Genomic DNA, 17,336 nt, shown 5'->3' with positions numbered 1-17,336 from the left:
GTTTATAGATTTTATCAAAAAAGACTTTAACCACAACTGAATTTGATAATTACTTTCATTATACTTACTTTAAGCTTAATTATCATACACTTTAATATTAATTATCATTTAAAGGAGTCTTGTTTGAAATTCTTACTTAAAATACTGAAAGATTTTCCGGCTTACTTATGGAGCGGATGGGGAGCTGTTGCTTCCATTCTGCTCTTTATAGCTTTGTGGGATGTTGGCAATCAGGTATATGGCAACTTAGTGTTGCCATCACCTCTTGAAACATTTAAGACACTTTATACCATGTTGCATGACAAAGAGGTATGGGAGCAGATTGACATTACCCTCTACCGCGCTTCTGTTGGCTTTGGGCTCTCTTTGTTGTTTGGCTCTGTCTTGGGACTCATCGCCGGCTTCTTTGCAACGGCGTCTATGATGAGTCGTCCGGTTGTCACCATACTTGTAGGCATGCCTCCAATTGCCTGGATAGTTTTGGCGATGATTTGGTTTGGAATGGGAGATGAAACAGTTATTTTTACCATCATAGTTGCTTCTTTTCCCATTATATTTGTAGGTGCCCTGCAAGGTACAAGAACACTTGACGGTACTTTAAAAGAGATGGCTGAGAGTTTTCATCTGCCATGGCACATGAAGTTTACAGATGTCTATTTTCCTCATATTTTTTCCTACATTTTTCCTGCCTGGGTAAGCGGACTTGGTATGGCCTGGAAAATTGTCATCATGGCGGAACTTTTAGCTACAAGCGATGGGCTTGGTGCTTCCTTGGCAGTGGCCAGAAGCCAGTTGGACACTCCAACGGCATTGGCACTTGTAACCATAATGATAGGTTCGCTGATGTTTATAGAGTATATCATTTTAGAACCGATAAAAAGAGAGGTAGAGTTATGGAGAAGCTAGAAGTAAAACACTTAACACATCATTTCGGATTTACAGAGATTTTAAGAGATATAAATTTTACACTCAATAAAGGGGAGATACTCTCAATAGTAGGGCCAAGCGGAGGTGGAAAAACTACACTTCTGCATTTATGCTCCGGACTTTTGGATGTGCAGGAAGGGAGTGTTGTCAATACATTCACAAGTACTTCCTTTGCATTTCAGGAAGGAAGACTGCTTCCTTGGAAAAATGTACTTGACAATATTGCCATTGGACTCCTTGCCCGTGGTGAGAAAAAAAGTACCGCAATAGAAAAATCCAGGGCAATTGCACTGAAATTTGGACTCGAAGAAGAAGATTTTGAAAAATTTCCAAAAGATTTAAGCGGCGGAATGAAACAACGCGTCAGTTTTGCCCGTGCTTTGGTTGTCAAACCCTCTCTTCTGTTTTTGGATGAGCCCTTTTCAGCATTGGATATAGGTCTGAAAAAAGAGTTGCAAACACATCTTATAGAAATAAGTCAAAAAGAAAATATCTCTATACTTTTTATAACGCATGATATGATGGAAGCTATTCGTCTGAGTGATGAGATACTTTTACTCAAAGCCGATCCTGGACATATAGTCAAAAAATTCAGCTTTGAACTTCCTCAAGATAAAAGAGATGATGCCTTTGTATATGAGCAGAGTGTAAAAATACTGCAAGACAAAGATATCATAGAAACATTTGAACTAAATTCTTTGGAGTTAAAATAATGCAACATAAAGAAGAAAAATTACACGCTACAAACCACTACCTCTATTATCCTGATGAAGAGAATATTCCGTCCTATTTAGCCTATGGATTTCGCCCTGTCTTTTTACTTTTGGCTCCCTATTTTATACTTTCGATGATATTGTGGGGGTTGGTTTGGAGTGGGTATTTGAGTATCCCGTTTATGGACAATGTTCTTGTTTGGCATGTCTACGAGATGCTTTTTGGAGTACTTACTGCCGGAGTCATGGCGTTTTTAACAACCGGTTTGCCGGAACTTTTCCCCGGAATGGTACCTTTTGTCGGCAAACGGCTCAAATATATTATGCTTTTATGGATAGCCGGTCGCGTGAGCTTTTGGTTTATAGATGTTACAGGCGTCTATCTTGCTGGATTTTTAAATCTTGCCATGCTTGCCTGGCTTATCTGGTTTGCAAAAGATGTTGTTTTAGATAAGCTCCAACGACATGCCTCTTTGGGCTACATTTTACTTGTTATTTTTGGTCTTGAGAGTTGGTTTTTTCTAACAATGGCAGAATTAGTGCAAAGTGACCCGATGAAAATTTTAAAGCTTTCCCTTGGTGCGATTGTTGTACTTGTTTTACTTGCAATGCGTCGTGTAAACATGGAAGCAGTCAATGAACTGATGGAAGACAAAGCAATTGATGATATTTATATATCACGACCGCCACTTACAAACTTGGCTATATTTTGTGTCACGCTCTTTAGTATTGTTGAATTTTTATACCCTGCAAACTCTGCACTTGGATGGATAGGATTGGCTGCCGGTGCTGCTGTTTTGGCGATTACGAGTGATTATCATCTCAAAGAGAAGTTTATACTCAATCAGCCTTATGTTATTTATCTGTTTTTGATTTTTCTTATGCTTGCTTTAGGATATGCTTTTATGGGATGGAGTATTTTGTTTAATGACGGAGTTGGTATCTCGAGTTTTAGGCATTTTATAACAGCCGGTGGGCTTGGACTTGCCTATTTAATGGTCATGATAACCATAGGATGGATTCACACGGGAAGGCATTTGACTTCAAACATTTATACCCATTTAATGGTATTTTTCATCATTATTGCTACATTGATGCGTTCACTTATACCTTTTTACGAAGCAGACGCAATGCAACTCTATTTATGGTCTGCTCTTCTTTGGAGTGTTCCGTTTATGCTTTATATCAAAGTATTTTTCGGTTTTTTGCTCAATCCAAGAGCCGATGGAATCAAAGGCTAAAAGGATTTGACGGTTTTATGTCAAGTCCGTAACCTATGTCATCGGCGGAGTTAAATTCAGCAGTTTTTTGTATTGTTCTTTTTATTTTTTTCCTTACTTTTTATCTGTTTTTATGTTTAATGCTTTTTTGTGTATCAAAGCATCTGCTATTTTTTTTCTTGCCGACTCTACAAGTCGTGAAAATGTTGTACGAGAGATGCCCATTGTATCTGCACATTCCTGTTGGTAAAGTCCCTCATAATCAGACAAACGAATAGCCTCCATTTCATCTTCGTAGAGTTCAATATATTCCAAATCAATACCACGAATACCACAAGGCTTAAAACAAACATCACTGTGATCTGCCCCGATATTTCGTAGTTTTCTTCTTCTTCCAACCATTCTTCTGCCTTAGATAACACCACTTAAAAAGTTTTTAACAACTTCATCAGCAGTTGTACCATGTTTTTGTCTAATTTTTTTTACTTTTAAACCTATAGATTCTAAAGCTTCTTTCATATTTTCACCAACAGCCTGTACTAAAATAATGTCACAATCTTTTAAAGCCTCTACATCTTTTCTATGAGAATTTGTATGCTCCTCATGTTCCATTTCTGAATGCTTATGTTCTTCATTGTGTCTGTGCGCATGATGTCCACCATCGTGATGCTTATTTGGCACCAAATCAACCATTTTGTCATCATCATATATTGCAAAATAAGCACTTTGCCCTGTTCTTTTTACTATGGTTTGTTTGTCTTCATCTACTGCTAAAACTATTTTCATCAATATTCCTTATAATTATTATAATACTACATTAGAATTATATAGAACATATGTGCATAATGTCAAGTCTCATTAGCAATCCACTTACTTAATGTTTCAATATCATCATTGCTTATCTTTTCACCAAATACCGGCATTATCGCATTTCTGTAACCTTTCCACTTTTTAGCAGAACCGTTTTTAATGCTTTGTGCTATCTGCGTAATATTTTCCTTGTATCTTTTAGCAATTTTATTAAAAGATGGTCCCACTAAATCTTTGTTTATTTTATGACAAGACAGACAGTTATGTTTTAAAGCAATTCTTTTTCCTTTTGGCATTGCATTCAACCTGTTTTGCAAATCTTGTGCTGCTGTCAAATTTTTTATTGTAAAATGTTCAAACATATATTCAGCAATCGCTTCAAGTTCATCTTGCGTAACTTTACCTTTTTGCGAAGGCATTACTCCATAAGTTCTTAAGCTCTCTTTATCACAAAAAGATTTTGAAGCACTTGGATTCACAACATAGTCTTTTACAAATTCTACAGCTTTTGGAATCTTGTCACTCTCACTGCTTGCTTTTATAAAATCTTTTATATGAAATGCAACCGCCATCATCGGCGGTGCTTTTTCATCCTGAAAAGTTTTTGGAGGCAGGTCAGTATTGTGACACTTGCTACATTTTTGCTCTAAAAGTTGTTTACCGTTAAGATTTGAATGAGATTTTGGTTCACATGCAGTAAAAAACAGTATACTAATTAAAAATATATATCTATACATTAATTATCCTTATGATTTTCATAAGTATTATATATCATTTTTGTAAATATTAAAAGCGTCTTCTGTTGCAGAACAGACCATATTTCAATAAATGTGATATAAATGTGATATATGAAAATGAAATATATGTTATAATTTAAACTTAAAATTATTATAACTATGAAAAGGATGTTGGAAAATGAATAGACTGATAAGTATTTTTGCGTTTTCTCTGCTGTTACATGTATCAGCGTCAGCGACCGAGGCATTGACACTGGATCAAGCACTACAGCTTTTGAAAGCAAAAAATCTGGAAATTAAGGCAGCCAAATTTGATGAACGCTCTGCAGAAGAGGATATTGATGCAGTGTCAGGAAAAAACTGGGGAACACTGACATTTATACAAGATGCAGCGCGTTCAAATGATGCGGGAAATGTCTTTGGATTTAAACTGACTTCGCGTGAGGCAACTTTTGGGGATTTTGGTGCTGAAGAATTTATGACGAATTTAAACAATGGCGTAAATCCATATATCACACCTCCACAAAATCTAAACTATCCGGGTTACCGAAACTTTTTTCAGAGCAAACTCAAATATGAAGTGCCTCTTTTTACAGGATTTATGCTCAGTTCTTACACTGACATTATGCAAAAAGTCAAAGAACTGAAATCTTTGGACAAACACAAGATAGAAAAACAGAAAAAATATGAACTCAAAAAAAGTTTTTATGACATGGCACTGCTTGATTCTTCTATAAAAAATCTCAATAAAATTTTAGACAATATACATATATTGGAAGAGACAACAAAAGAGATGATAGCTGTAGGCTATGCAAAAAAAGTAGATTTGCTTGAAGTACAGGCAAAAAAGGGAAATGTTGAAAGACTCTTGGTACAGATGCAGTCCAACAAAAAACTGTTATACCACTACATCAGTTTTTTACTCAATCAAAAAATTGAACATATTCAGACACCTGCAACAGAAGTGCGCATGCCACATATAAGTGATGAAGAGATTTTAGCGCGCAATATTGACCTGCAAAAAGCGGCAACAGGACTCAAAATCACAAAAGATATGCTTAAGGTCTCTCAGGCAGCCTACTATCCGACGCTTGGAGCTTTTGGTGAAGTCTCCACTGCGGACAATAGCTTTTTAGGAAATGCCGACAAACACAAAGCCTATACCATAGGTGCACGCCTGAGCTGGAACCTTTTTGACGGCGGAATTGATGCGGCAAAAATCGAAAAATCAAAAATCGAAAAACTTAAAATGCAGTCACAGCTGGAACTTGCAAAACAGGGAATTCTTTTAAAAATTGCAAAAATCCGGACACAGATAGAAGGGGTTGATGTCGAAATTGCCTCACTGAAAAAAGAACTGGAACTTGCAAATGCCATTTATGAAAATTATGAAGGCAGATATAAAGAAAAACTTGTTTCCATGAGTGATGTTATCATAAAACAGTCTGCACAGATTGAAAAGATACTGCAGCTGCAGATAGCAAAGAACAAAAGAACAGAAAAAATACTTGCACTTGAAAAATTAGCAAACGGAGAAGACTAACATGAAAAAACTACTACTATTACTGGCACTGGGCGTTTCACTTTTAGCGGAGAGTTTAACACTTTCGGGAAGTGTGATTTCGGATAATCAGAAGATGATCACAAGCCGATTTATGGGTTTTGTTACCAATGTAAACACAAGCGAAGGGGAAAAGGTAAAAAAAGGCCAAATTCTTTACAGTATAGATTCACGTGAAATTGACTCGGCAAAACGTCAGGCAGAGCTTTCACTGCAAATGTATCAGAACCAGTACACGAATGTCAAACTGAACCTGGAACGCTACAAGAGACTGCTGAAAAAAGATATGGTCTCAAAATATGAAGTGGAAAATATGGAACTTGCGGCAAAAAATCTGCAGGATATGATAAACATAGCCAAAGCAAGACTCCAGGAAGTGGAAAATCAATACAAATACTTACATGTAAAGGCTCCAAACGACGGTGTTGTTGTTGCCAAAAACATCAAAGTCGGAGAGATGGCAATGCCCGGTATGCCTGCAATTGTGCTTTCGGATTTGAGTGATTTAAAAATTTCGGCAGAGATTGCGGAAAGTAATTTAAATCTCATTCATCACGGGAAAAAAGTCAAAGTGGAGATTCCTTCTGTCGGTGTCAAAACAATCGGAACGATTACGGCAATCATTCCAAATTCCAATCCGATGACGCACACATTTAAAATCAAAGTATCATTCAAGACACTGAACAAATCAGTCTACCCTGGTATGTATGCCACTGTAACCATTGACTAAAAGGGGAAAAATATGAATCATCATAAGCCATATACACCTAAAGATGTCGCAGGAAAACTGGCAAAAACATTTTTAAGAAATCCTCTGACCTCTGTTTTGGGAATTTCACTGCTTGTTATCGGTTACCTCGCCTTAATGATTATGCCTCGTGAAGAAAATCCGCAAATGGTTGTCAGCGGATCTACCGTCATAGTAGCTCTGCCGGGTGCCAATGCCAAAGAGGTAGAAAAAATCATAGTCAAACCCTTAGAGAGAAAGCTCAAAGAGATTAAAGGGGTAGAACACATTTACGGCACGGCTATGGACAATGTCGGGATTGTCAATGCAGCCTTTTATATCGGAGAGAAGAAAGAAGATTCAAATCTCAAAATCTACGACAAAATCATGCAAAATGCCGACATGTTTCCAAAAGGGGCCATGAAACCGATTATCAAGCCTTTGGATATTGACATTGACATTCCCATTGTAAGTGTTGCCTTTTATTCCCATGACAAAAACATGTCTCAAACAGAACTCTATGACAAAGTCAAGCAAATCCAGCACCATATAAACGGTTTGAACAATGTTGCCGTTACAGCACTCAAAGGCGGTCACAAACACCAGTTCAACATAGAAGTGGATTTGAACAAACTCTCAGGCTATAACCTCTCTATGGGACAAATCACACAGGCTGTACAGGCAGTTTCCTATAATGTCCCTGCGATTAAAAACAAAACAAAAGAGAATGAAATTGTCATGGTTGGCGTAAAAAATGCCATAGAAGATGCAAAAGATGTCGGAGACATCATTGTTGCACAGTATATGGGTTCTCCAATTTATTTGAGACAGGTTGCAAAAGTGACAAACTCTTATGATATTCAAAACTTCAAATCGGCACTTATCAGCAAACGAGAAAAAAACGGAAAATTTATGCCTTTTGAAAACCAGGTGACACTTACAGTCTCAAAACTCCAGGGAACGAATGCCGTCATTATTGCAGATGAAGTCAAAAAAGAACTGCAAAATTACAAAAGCGAACTGGACAAAAAAGGCATCAGCTATGTCATTACCAGAAATGACGGAGAACGTGCAAATGATGCAGTAAACGAACTTGTAATGCACCTGGTTTTATCTATTGTAATTATCGCGATTCTTCTTATATTTGTACTTGGATGGAGAGAATCACTCATCGTAACCTTTACGGTTCCTGCAATTTTGGCAATTACTCTGTTTGTTGCCTATTTGAGCGGTCAGACCATTAACCGTATTACTCTTTTTGCATTTTTGCTTTCTTTGGGGCTTTTGGTTGATGCTGCTATTATTGTTATTGAAAATATTCACAGACACTACCATTCTGTCGAATCTGCCCATGAAAGCAATGATGAAATTATGATCAAAGCAACAGATGAAATCGGTGCACCGACAAATATCGCCACACTTGCCATCATCATGACAATGGTGCCTATGGCATTTGTCGGAGGCATGATGGGACAGTTTATGAAACCTATTCCTGAGAATGTTCCCGTAGCACTCATTGCTTCGCTCTTTGTAGCTTATATATTTACACCTTACCTTGCCGTGAGAATTTTAAAACGACCAAAACATGACAAAGGAGCGCATTAATGTTTAAGAAATTTGAAAAACTTGTACTGCAAGGCATACAAAGTTCTGCGCAGAGAAAATTGATACTTATCGGTACATTAATAGCATTTATCATCTCTATTTTAATGATAGCACCGACTGAAATTGTCAAAGCAAAGATGTTGCCGGGAAAGAACAATGATACTTTTACCATCTATGTGAAACTGCCAACAGGCAGTTCGATACAACAGACCCAGCAAGTGACACAATGTGTCAGCAGTTATATTACTCAAGAAAAAGAAGTGCGTGATACCGAAGTATTTTTAGGCATGGGTGCACCTCTTGATTTTGCCGGACTTATTAAAGGCAGTCAGTTTAAAAACTCTGAAAATGTTGCAGAAATTGTCGTAAATATCACAAAAAAACATGACAGAGAAGAGCCTTCTTATTTGATGGTACAGCGTCTGCGTCCTGTTATTCAAGATGCTTGTGAAAAGCTCTATCCAAATACACATATCTCTTTTGTAGAACCGCCTGCCGGTCCTCCGACACTCTCGGCTATTGTTGCTGAAATATACGGTGACAATGCGCAGGGCATAAGAAAGCTGGCAAAACGTGTTGAAAAAGTTTTTCAAAATACACAGGGGCTTGTTGACATTGACATTATGGAAGATGACATATACGATAGTTTTGAAATAATTGTCCATACAACAAAAATCGCAAAATCAGGTCTCACTGTCAAGCAACTCAACAATATTTTATACCTTGCTTTTGAAGGGATGGATATATCTGTAAAAAATTCAGACAAATACAGCGATCAGATTCCTCTCTTTTTACGCCTGTCGGACTCTTCAAGAAGATTTAGCAAAAAAGATTTGGACTCTGTAAAAGCAAAACTGGCTTCACTCAAACTCATGAATAACAAAGGCATGATGGTACCTGTTACGGAACTTGTCACCGTAATTCCTAAAAAATCAAATCCGATGATCATGAGTAAGGATTTGCACCAGATGACCAATGTTTTAGCCGAAACTGATATGGTTTCTCAGGTTTATCCTCTGCTTGATGCAAGAAATACAATTATCAACAGTTTTGGTGATGAATACAAAGTAGAAAAAACAGGTCTTTTTGATTTGCAACTTACAGACAAAGCAACAGGAAAAGTCTATAAACTCATTTGGGACGGTGAAATGAAAGTCACAATGGATACGTTTAGAGACCTGGGCGGTGCTTTTATTGCGGCTCTTATCCTTATCTTTTTACTGATGGTTATCTATTATAAAAGTTATACACTCAGCGGTATCATTCTTTTAGGTTCTTTTCTTTCTATCATCGGTGTCATATTCGGTCACTGGATTATGGATATTTTTACAACCGACACCTTCTTTTTAACGGCGACATCCCTTATCGGATTTATTGCTTTAATCGGAATCAGTTCACGTAACTCTTTACTGCTTATAGACTTTACAAAATCACTCATGAGTGAAAAGGGAATGCACAAGGCCGAAGCGATTGCCTATGCAAGTGCGACACGGGCAAAACCTATTTTCCTGACAGCCATCGCCATTATGCTCGCTTCTACACTGCTTGCAAAAGATGCCGTCTTTGGAGGACTCGGTGTTGCTCTTATATTTGGTACGGTAGCGGCAGTGGTGGCTTCACTTATCGTAGTCCCTGTTCTGCTTTACATGTCAGACTTGGAAAGCCATTTCCATTTCCATGAGAAAAAAGCCGTTTCAGTTGAAGATCCTGTCTAATTAGACAGGATTATCAGCCTTTTTTCTATAAAAAGGTTTGAAAATCCAAACTTTTTTTCTATCCACTCAAAGGTCTTTTTTGTATAAAAAAAGACATGGGTCGGATCATTTTTATAATACCACGAAGAAAATTCTACACGTTCATCATAGATGTCTGTCATCAGATACAATTTTGCTTTTTCTTTTAACATGGATTTTAAAAGTGCAAACTCTTTTGCGGGATGGTAAAAATGCTCTATCACCTCACACGAGGCAATATAGTCATACTTTTTATCCAGAAGCTCTTTGTTTGGATGAAAAAACGGATCATAAGGACTGATATCATAACCTTTTTCCTGCATGACCTTTGTAATGATTTGTGAGGTCCCTGCCCCAAAATCAAGTCCTTTCTCCTCTTTTAAAAAGTCTTTTTCAATATTTGCGGTAATGGGAGAAACAAACTTTCGATACCCTGCATCTTCGGCATTATCATCATGGAGTTCATAGCGTTCTTTTTCGCTTTGTGCATCCGGCAAGTCTGTTTCATCAACAAATATTCCATGACAGACCTTACATGCAAAGTACCTTTGATTCTCTTCGTATAGCAAACCTGCACTGTTTTGGCATAAGGGACATATTTTCTTCATGCCTAATCTTAGTCTATTAGGCTTTAATAAGTAATAAATAGATAAAATCTCATTACTAAAGTTTTCGGAGCCTAGGTTTTAGCCTTTAAAGACATATAGCCCAGACTAAAGTCTCAATAACATTCGGAACCGGTACTTCAGTGCCAGCTGAGAGTGGCAAGATTATTGCAACAGCCACTGAAGTACCGGTTCCAAAAAAATGCTTAACTTAATGGTAGTGAGACTAAAGTACCGGCTCCCAAAGGGATACTGAACTTAAATGACATTAAAAGGAACTTTTTGCTTAATTTGCCGAATTTATTAGCATCTTTGCGTATTCTCATTGCGCCTGTGATGTTTTGGATTATACTCAATCCCCAAATTTTTACCGACAACGGGTTTGATATAACATGGAACTACTATTTTGCCTCGCTTTTGTTTGTTTTGGCATCTGTGACTGATTTTTTTGACGGCTATATCGCAAGAGAGTGGAATCAAATGACAATGCTCGGTGCCATCCTTGACCCGCTTGCCGACAAGATGCTCACACTCGCCGCATTTTTGGGACTTATGGTTATGGGAGATGCTTCGCCCTGGGCAATTTACATCATTATAGTTCGTGAGCTTTTCATCACAGGACTTCGTACTGTTGCCGTAAGCGAAAACATAAGCGTCAAAGCTTCCTGGTCCGGAAAAGTAAAAACAGTGGCACAGATGATAGCCATAGGCTTTTTACTGATGCACTGGCCATATGGAGCGGCACTTCTTTGGTTTGCCGTATTTTTAACTGTTTATTCGGGCCTGGAGTATCTTTGGGGATTTAAACAAGCGATTGTAAAGGAGCACAAAGCATGAGTTGGATCGTTTCACTTTTAGTCCTCTCCGGACTTATATTTTTCCATGAGCTTGGGCATTTCACCGTAGCACGCCTGATGGGTGTCTATGTAGAAGTATTTAGCATAGGTTTTGGAAAACGTCTTTTTACTTTTCGGGCTTTTGACACAGAGTGGAGTATTTCAGCCATTCCTCTTGGCGGCTATGTCAAGATGAAAGGTCAGGATGATGCGGACCCGAGTAAAAAAAGTTACGATGCAGACAGCTACAATACAAAAACGCCTCTGCAAAAGATTTTAATTCTTCTGGCGGGTCCTGCGGCAAATTTTGTGCTTGCATTTATACTCTATTTCATTATAGCACTTGGCAATCCTCAGGTTTTAGCCCCTGTTGTAGGAACGGTTGTCAAAGACTCCCCTGCCTATGTCGCGGGTCTTGAGTCCAATGATACCATTATGAGTATAAACGGCAAAAAAATCACTAGCTGGAAAGAGATGGCACAAATGATTGCAGAGGCAAAAGGCTCTGTTGCACTGCAGGTGGACAGAAACGGCTACCTGAAACTCATAACACTCAAACCAAAACTGCAAACCGCCAAAAACATGTACGGAGAAGATGTCAAACGCAAAATGATAGGCATATCGGCTGCGGGTGTCATGCATGAACAAGAACTCGACTTCGCAGACAAATTAAAATATGCCACCGATCAGACTGTTTTTGCCTCTACTTTGATTTTTACCGGTTTGAAAAAACTCGTGATGGGGGATGTCCCGGCTTCTGAAATGGGCGGAGTTATCTCCATTGTAAAGCTCACATCCGATGCAACGGCAGTAGGCTGGATGAGCGTTTTATTTTTTGCGGCATTGATTTCTGTAAACCTCGGGGTACTGAACCTGCTCCCTATTCCGGCACTTGACGGCGGACATATCATGTTTAATTTATATGAACTCCTCTTTAGACGGGAACCAAGCGAAAAAATAGTCATTAACCTGACAATAGCCGGCTGGGTCATACTCTTTGGTCTGATGGGACTCGGAATTTTTAACGATATTAACAGGTTGGTAGGATAATGTCTCTCTCATAGAGTGAATTTTAATCACACATATATATAAATAATGTTATTATGAAGGTATAGAATATTTTTATAATAACATTATTTAACTTATTGGTGGAAATTCATTGGCTTCAAAATACCTTTTATCATATACAGCAGTATCATTACAAGCTTATGAGGCTGAAATTATTGCTAACATTTACAGAGAAACTCTTGATTGGGAGAGTGTCGCCAAAAGTGTTGTAGATGATGATGCCTTGCAAAAAGGGACAATATCTACAAGAAAAAGAGAGTTCACAGAGTTCAAAAAAAGACTGCAGACTTTAACACCAGAACAACTCGCATATTATGAGCAAGCTTCAAGCAGTGATGTTAAAAACCTTACAATGCTGAGTTGTTTTAAGCTCTATGCTTTTATCTCTGATTTTGCAAGAGAAATTATAAGAAACAAACTCCTTCTTTTTGACTTCCAACTTATAAACAGTGACTATGAAGCATTCTATGACAGCAAAAGAGTTGCATACGATAACCTAAACACTATTTCCGAAGCAACGAAATACAAACTGAAACAGGTAATGTTCAAGATGTTTGAACAGGCAGGATTTATAGACAGTGTTAAAAACAAAAATATTCAAAAGCCATATCTTTCACAAGAGCTTATTAAACTCATTGTAAAAGATGACCCAAAATATCTTGGAGCTTTTTTGTGCAGTGACAACGAGATAAATGAATACATAAAGAGATATCAATGAAACTAGAATCGCTAGAGTTAAAATATGACAAACTCTTCAATAACTTAAAAAAAGAGAGTTTCCTATCTATGAGTGCCTTAGGCGGAGAGATACCATTTTATATAGTACCGTATAACCCGGAACAGGAGAATGATATAGTGCAAAAAACCAAACAACTCAAAGACCGTTTGGGGCGTGAAGGAATCAGTACTTATGAAATTAATCTGTTTGATTTATCTCTCAGTATGCTTGAGCAAAGAGGTATATTAGAGAAAATAATCGAAAAAGAAAAAAGCTTGTCAAAATCCAAACTCTTTAAAACACTCCAAGGTGTTCTTGACAGTGAAACGAAACTCATACCCCGTATTGAAGCATTGGCGAAAGAGAATCCTTCTGCCATATTGTTTTTGACAGGCGTTGGTCAGGTGTTCCCGTTTATTCGCTCGCATACCATACTCAACAATCTTCAAAACTACATCAAAGACAGACCAACTGTTATGTTCTTTCCCGGAACATATACGACGGAGTTGTCTCTCTTTGGCACATTAAAAGATGACAACTATTACAGAGCATTTAATCTTGATACTTTAAATTTGTAAGGAAACATATAATGATTGAAAAACTATTTAAAAAAGACATACACAGAAATATAGAAGGTGTTGTTAAAGCGGATAATCTTACTGATGATGCAGTATTTCAGGAAGTTGATGAGTATGTCATCACAAGAGACTTAAACCAAAAGTTAGATGACTTTTTTAGTGAATATGCCTCCACCCTTGGTAAAAATACGCAAAACATTGGTGTATGGATCTCCGGACATTTTGGTTCCGGTAAGTCCCACTTGCTTAAAATTCTCTCTTACATCCTTACAAACAAACGGGAACATTCAGACCTCATCGGGGAGTTGTTTCTTGAAAAGATAGATGCTGATGATTTTGAACTCAAAGCAAATATTGAAAAAGCTCTGTCTTCACCCTCTGAAACTATTCTGTTTAACATTGACCAAAAGTCAGACATAGGCAGCAAGAATCAGGATGATGCGATTCTTGGTGTATTTATGAAAGTATTTAATGAGATGAGAGGATATTATCCCAAGTTTGGCTATATCGCCAAGTTTGAAAGTGACCTTGACAAACGGGGAAAATTTGAAAGTTTCAAAGAGAAATTTCAAGAATTCAGCGGAGAGAGCTGGGAAAGTGGTCGTGAGACAATCTTTTTAGAAAGTGACAACCTCGCCCGTGCTCTAGCAAGTGTAGATGGTATCTCAGAGGAGAGTGCAAAAGACTTAATAGACAAATATGAAGAAAACTATTCACTGAGTATTGAAGAGTTTGCCAATGAAGTAAAAGAGTATATTGCCGCAAAAGAAGCCGGGTTCAGATTAGTGTTTTTTGTGGATGAAGTTGGTCAGTACATCGGTGACAACACAAAACTCATGTTAAATCTGCAAACCATTGTAGAAACATTAGCAACTGTTTGCGGTGGCGGGGCCTGGGTCATTGTGACTTCACAATCTGCTGTTGATATGCTTGTAAATGCCAACTCTGCCATGCAAAATGACTTCTCTAAAATTATGGGTCGTTTCAAAGTAAAGCTCAATCTCACAAGCCAAAATGCAAATGAAGTCATCCAAAAAAGATTGTTGGAAAAAACAGATGAAGGGAACAAAGATCTAAGTGTTATTTACTCCAAAATCAAAAATTCTCTCTCTTCTGTCATCCATTTTACAGACAGAAGCAGACAGTACCAAAACTATAAAGATGGCGAACACTTTGCCCTTGTATATCCGTTTGTTCCTTACCAGATGGATCTGTTTCAGTCTTGCATTACAGGACTGTCTGCTCACAGTGTTTTTCAAGGCAAACACCAGTCAACAGGTGAGCGAAGCATGCTTGATGTTGTGCAAAACATTGCAAAGAAAATTTCATCGCAGAGCATAGGAACCATAGCAACATTTGATATGTTTTTTGATGGTTTGTCTTCTATCATTCGAGGAGATGTACAAACTCAGATACAAAAAGCAACAGATGTACTTGAGCCTTTTGAGGCTAAGGTTTTAAAAACTCTTTTTATGATTAAGTATGTCAAAGAATTTACACCAAATGTGGATAATATTTCTACTTTGCTTGTTGATACTGTCATTGACGTAGATATCAGTGAGATCAAAAAGAGAGTGCAAGCTGCACTAAACACTCTTATCAACCAAACATATATTCAAAAAGTCGGGGAACAGTATGAGTTCTTGACTGATGTTGAAAAAGATATAGAAAAAGAGATAAAATCTACTGATGTTGAAAACTCTGAGATTGTGAGTGTGCTTGTAAGTTGGATTTATGATGACATCATTAAAATCAATAAAATCAGATACACACCAAACAGGCAAAACTATCCATTTGCAAGAAAACTTGATGATGCTATAGTCAAAGGCAGAGAAGAAGAACTCATCTTAAATATTATGACACCTCTCAATTCACAGGACTATAATGAAGAGAAATTAATCCATAAATCTCTTGCGGATAGTGGCCTGATATTGGCACTTCCAAGTTCTTACGATTTTTCATCAGATTTGGAACTTTGGGTAAAGACTAATAAATATATTCCTCAAAAACAAGGTGGTGGTGTTTCTGATAATGAAAAAAACCTGCTGTTTAATAAATCTAACGACAATAACAAACGAAGAGAAAAACTCCAAAACGACCTAAAAGATTTCATCAGTGAAGCGAAGATTTATCATAATGGTAAAGTATTGGATATTACTACAAAAAATGTAAGAGCGAAAATAGAAAATGCTTTTGAAACACTTATAACAAGTACTTACTCTTACATAGGACTACTCTCAAAAGTATATGAAGAGAGAGACATAAGTACAGTGCTTAATCAAAGTGATGATTTGCTTACAGGAAGTGATGATGCGCTCTCTCCTGCTGAGACAGAGATACACACTTACATCCAAAGACAGAAAGCTGCACATAAAACTATAACTATATCTGACTTGCTTGAATATTTTTCTATAAGACCGTATGGGTGGTATCAAAATGCGATACTCACACAAATAGCTTCTATGTATATGAAGCAAAAGGTTGATTTGAAACAAAACTCAACACCGTTAAATAAAAAAGAAGTTTTAGCCGCTCTTACAAACAACAGGCAGTTCAATACTATTGTATCACCAAGAGTAGAAGTAGATGCCAAGAAGATAAAACAGACAAAAGAGATACTCTCAGAACTTTATCCGAATGCTTCATTTAACTCCGCATCAACAAGAGATATTTATGATGTGGCAATGAATGAAACAAATACGCTTATAACAGCATGCAGGAACTTCATGAACCTGAATTATCCTTTTAACAGTGCATTTCAAGATATTATTGATATTTTAACTCCATTGGAAAAATTAACACCGGACACTCTCTTTGATGAAGTTCCAAATATGGAAGATGCTTTGCTTGATGCCAAAGATGATCTAATAGAGCCGATTATGGAGTTTATGAACGGAGAGAAGCGAAAAATATATGACAGAGTGAAGAAGTTTATAGATGAAAACAGCAATAACCTAAGATACATAGACAGCCCGCAAAAGAAAGTGCTTGAAACACTTTTGACACTGGACAAGCCCTACACCGCAAATCATATACCAAAAGCAAAACAAGCACTCAAAGATGTAGAAGATTTACTGCAGCCTCTCATTGAAGAAACAAGAACGGAGGCGATAACTAAAATAGAAGCAGTGATAAAAGAGCTGCAAAAGAATGAGAATTTTGAAAAGATACCAAGTGAAGACAGATATAAAGTCATAAGACCAAAACAAGAACTTATAGAGAGTATAAACCATACTTCAAGCATTGACACCATAAAACAAAGAACCAACAGTGAAGCACTTGCAGATGAACTCAGCCGTGGTCTTGAAAAAATATTTGAACTTATACCAGAGGAAAAGATAGTTACTCCAAAACAAGCAACTGTCCGCCTTGCATCATTAACACCTCGCAACAAACTCACACTGAAAAACAGTGATGATGTAAATGAATACATTGAGAAGCTAAAAGAAAATCTTCTAAATGAAATCAATAACGATAAACAAATAATTTTATAAAGGG

Annotated in this window: 16 protein-coding genes; 12 read left to right on the top strand and 4 right to left on the bottom strand. The window is 37.3% G+C overall.

The annotated features are described in order from the left end of the window. Nucleotides 1-123 precede the first annotated feature (123 nt). The 3 genes from MLC52_RS05030 to MLC52_RS05020 are packed head-to-tail and all read left to right on the top strand — an operon-like array spanning nucleotide 124 to nucleotide 2,881. The gene (locus MLC52_RS05030; RefSeq protein ID WP_151900529.1) at nucleotides 124-906 is read left to right on the top strand and encodes an ABC transporter permease; all 783 of its coding nucleotides are present in this window, start codon (nucleotides 124-126) and stop codon (nucleotides 904-906) included. Continuing rightward, a complete protein-coding gene (locus MLC52_RS05025; RefSeq protein ID WP_434581492.1) occupies nucleotides 894-1,640 on the top strand; it encodes an ABC transporter ATP-binding protein in 747 nt (248 codons plus the stop codon). Before MLC52_RS05030 ends, MLC52_RS05025 begins: the two co-directional genes overlap by 13 nt. Further along, on the top strand, nucleotides 1,640-2,881 hold the full coding sequence (locus MLC52_RS05020) for an NnrS family protein (protein WP_346388652.1): 1,242 nt from the start codon (nucleotides 1,640-1,642) through the stop codon (nucleotides 2,879-2,881). The genes MLC52_RS05025 and MLC52_RS05020 overlap by 1 nt, the downstream gene beginning before the upstream one ends. A 93-nt stretch (nucleotides 2,882-2,974) precedes the next feature. On the opposite strand, the gene MLC52_RS05015 is transcribed toward MLC52_RS05020, so the two are convergent. The 3 genes from MLC52_RS05015 to MLC52_RS05005 form a co-directional block, all read right to left on the bottom strand. After that, the gene (locus MLC52_RS05015) at nucleotides 2,975-3,262 is read right to left on the bottom strand and encodes a DUF134 domain-containing protein (RefSeq protein ID WP_434581491.1); all 288 of its coding nucleotides are present in this window, start codon (nucleotides 3,260-3,262) and stop codon (nucleotides 2,975-2,977) included. Nucleotides 3,263-3,271: 9 nt separating this feature from the next. After that, entirely contained in the window at nucleotides 3,272-3,646 is a 375-nt protein-coding gene (locus tag MLC52_RS05010) for a NifB/NifX family molybdenum-iron cluster-binding protein (protein ID WP_151900533.1), read from the bottom strand. Between the two features lie 62 nt (nucleotides 3,647-3,708). Further along, on the bottom strand, nucleotides 3,709-4,407 hold the full coding sequence (locus MLC52_RS05005) for a c-type cytochrome (protein ID WP_434581490.1): 699 nt from the start codon (nucleotides 4,405-4,407) through the stop codon (nucleotides 3,709-3,711). A 178-nt stretch (nucleotides 4,408-4,585) separates the two neighbouring features. On the opposite strand from MLC52_RS05005, the gene MLC52_RS05000 reads away from it, so the two are divergent. Genes MLC52_RS05000 through MLC52_RS04985 form a run of 4 tightly spaced genes read left to right on the top strand, consistent with a single transcriptional unit; the run spans nucleotide 4,586 to nucleotide 10,015 of the window. Then, complete coding sequence (locus MLC52_RS05000; protein ID WP_434581489.1) at nucleotides 4,586-5,950, top strand: TolC family protein; 1,365 nt, start codon at nucleotides 4,586-4,588, stop codon at nucleotides 5,948-5,950. A 1-nt stretch (nucleotide 5,951) separates the two neighbouring features. Next, on the top strand, nucleotides 5,952-6,698 hold the full coding sequence (locus tag MLC52_RS04995; protein ID WP_346388647.1) for an efflux RND transporter periplasmic adaptor subunit: 747 nt from the start codon (nucleotides 5,952-5,954) through the stop codon (nucleotides 6,696-6,698). Between the two features lie 12 nt (nucleotides 6,699-6,710). Next, on the top strand, nucleotides 6,711-8,300 hold the full coding sequence (locus tag MLC52_RS04990) for an efflux RND transporter permease subunit (protein ID WP_151900537.1): 1,590 nt from the start codon (nucleotides 6,711-6,713) through the stop codon (nucleotides 8,298-8,300). Beyond that, entirely contained in the window at nucleotides 8,300-10,015 is a 1,716-nt protein-coding gene (locus tag MLC52_RS04985) for an efflux RND transporter permease subunit (protein WP_434581488.1), read from the top strand. Before MLC52_RS04990 ends, MLC52_RS04985 begins: the two co-directional genes overlap by 1 nt. Here MLC52_RS04985 and MLC52_RS04980 read toward each other — a convergent pair. Continuing rightward, nucleotides 10,012-10,641, bottom strand: a complete 630-nt coding sequence (locus MLC52_RS04980; RefSeq protein WP_434581487.1) for a class I SAM-dependent methyltransferase — start codon at nucleotides 10,639-10,641, stop codon at nucleotides 10,012-10,014. The two genes, MLC52_RS04985 and MLC52_RS04980, sit on opposite strands and share 4 nt — an antisense overlap. 279 nt (nucleotides 10,642-10,920) lie before the next feature. Between MLC52_RS04980 and pgsA the strand changes: the two genes are divergently transcribed. The 5 genes from pgsA (at nucleotide 10,921) to brxC (ending at nucleotide 17,332) form a co-directional block, all read left to right on the top strand. Further along, the gene (pgsA, locus tag MLC52_RS04975) at nucleotides 10,921-11,475 is read left to right on the top strand and encodes a CDP-diacylglycerol--glycerol-3-phosphate 3-phosphatidyltransferase (protein WP_434581486.1); all 555 of its coding nucleotides are present in this window, start codon (nucleotides 10,921-10,923) and stop codon (nucleotides 11,473-11,475) included. After that, nucleotides 11,472-12,524, top strand: coding sequence for an RIP metalloprotease RseP (gene rseP, locus MLC52_RS04970; RefSeq protein WP_434581485.1), 1,053 nt, complete (start codon nucleotides 11,472-11,474; stop codon nucleotides 12,522-12,524). Before pgsA ends, rseP begins: the two co-directional genes overlap by 4 nt. Nucleotides 12,525-12,633: 109 nt before the next feature. Further along, entirely contained in the window at nucleotides 12,634-13,260 is a 627-nt protein-coding gene (locus tag MLC52_RS04965; RefSeq protein WP_434581484.1) for a DUF1819 family protein, read from the top strand. Continuing rightward, nucleotides 13,257-13,838, top strand: coding sequence for a DUF1788 domain-containing protein (locus MLC52_RS04960; RefSeq protein ID WP_434581483.1), 582 nt, complete (start codon nucleotides 13,257-13,259; stop codon nucleotides 13,836-13,838). The genes MLC52_RS04965 and MLC52_RS04960 overlap by 4 nt, the downstream gene beginning before the upstream one ends. An 11-nt stretch (nucleotides 13,839-13,849) precedes the next feature. Next, complete coding sequence (brxC, locus tag MLC52_RS04955) at nucleotides 13,850-17,332, top strand: BREX system P-loop protein BrxC (RefSeq protein ID WP_434581482.1); 3,483 nt, start codon at nucleotides 13,850-13,852, stop codon at nucleotides 17,330-17,332. The last annotated feature ends 4 nt before the right edge of the window (nucleotides 17,333-17,336 follow it).

Source organism: Sulfurimonas sp. NW15 (assembly GCF_051132285.1).
GTDB lineage: Bacteria > Campylobacterota > Campylobacteria > Campylobacterales > Sulfurimonadaceae > Sulfurimonas > Sulfurimonas hydrogeniphila.
This window is presented reverse-complemented; position numbering and strand designations above follow the sequence as displayed.

Bases quoted from the DNA above. Each gene is read 5' to 3' on its own strand.
- MLC52_RS05025 (WP_434581492.1), top strand. From the start codon at position 894: ATGGAGAAGCTAGAAGTAAAACACTTAACACATCATTTCGGATTTACA.
- MLC52_RS05020 (WP_346388652.1), top strand. From the start codon at position 1,640: ATGCAACATAAAGAAGAAAAATTACACGCTACAAACCACTACCTCTAT.
- MLC52_RS05015 (WP_434581491.1), bottom strand. From the start codon at position 3,262: ATGGTTGGAAGAAGAAGAAAACTACGAAATATCGGGGCAGATCACAGT.
- MLC52_RS05010 (WP_151900533.1), bottom strand. From the start codon at position 3,646: ATGAAAATAGTTTTAGCAGTAGATGAAGACAAACAAACCATAGTAAAA.
- MLC52_RS05005 (WP_434581490.1), bottom strand. From the start codon at position 4,407: ATGTATAGATATATATTTTTAATTAGTATACTGTTTTTTACTGCATGT.
- MLC52_RS05000 (WP_434581489.1), top strand. From the start codon at position 4,586: ATGAATAGACTGATAAGTATTTTTGCGTTTTCTCTGCTGTTACATGTA.
- MLC52_RS04995 (WP_346388647.1), top strand. From the start codon at position 5,952: ATGAAAAAACTACTACTATTACTGGCACTGGGCGTTTCACTTTTAGCG.
- MLC52_RS04990 (WP_151900537.1), top strand. From the start codon at position 6,711: ATGAATCATCATAAGCCATATACACCTAAAGATGTCGCAGGAAAACTG.
- MLC52_RS04985 (WP_434581488.1), top strand. From the start codon at position 8,300: ATGTTTAAGAAATTTGAAAAACTTGTACTGCAAGGCATACAAAGTTCT.
- MLC52_RS04980 (WP_434581487.1), bottom strand. From the start codon at position 10,641: ATGAAGAAAATATGTCCCTTATGCCAAAACAGTGCAGGTTTGCTATAC.
- rseP (WP_434581485.1), top strand. From the start codon at position 11,472: ATGAGTTGGATCGTTTCACTTTTAGTCCTCTCCGGACTTATATTTTTC.
- MLC52_RS04960 (WP_434581483.1), top strand. From the start codon at position 13,257: ATGAAACTAGAATCGCTAGAGTTAAAATATGACAAACTCTTCAATAAC.
- brxC (WP_434581482.1), top strand. From the start codon at position 13,850: ATGATTGAAAAACTATTTAAAAAAGACATACACAGAAATATAGAAGGT.